This is a genomic window from Mesorhizobium sp. WSM4829, from assembly GCF_055811475.1.
On record NZ_JBVVQJ010000158.1, the window covers coordinates 1 to 368 of the forward strand.

Genomic DNA, 368 nt, shown 5'->3' on the forward strand with positions numbered 1-368 from the left:
GTTCTGGCGCAGTCGATCGTCCAGGAAGGCCACAAGGCGGTTGCCGCCGGCATGAACCCGATGGACCTGAAGCGCGGAATCGACCTCGCGGTCAGCGACGTCGTCGCGACGCTGATCAAGAACGCCAAGAAGATCAAGACCTCGGAAGAGGTTGCCCAAGTCGGCACCATCGCCGGCAATGGCGATGCTTCGGTCGGCTCGATGATCGCCGAAGCGATGCAGAAGGTCGGCAACGAGGGCGTCATCACGGTCGAGGAAGCCAAGACCGCCGAGACCGAACTCGAAGTCGTGGAAGGCATGCAGTTCGACCGCGGCTATCTCTCGCCCTACTTCGTCACCAACGCCGACAAGATGGTTGCGGATCTGGA

Annotated in this window: 1 protein-coding gene; it reads left to right on the forward strand. The window is 61.7% G+C overall.

From position 1 onward, the window contains the following. Positions 1-368 (forward strand): TCP-1/cpn60 chaperonin family protein (locus AC0L17_RS34665; protein WP_473519017.1); only part of this gene is annotated, 368 nt, incomplete at both ends.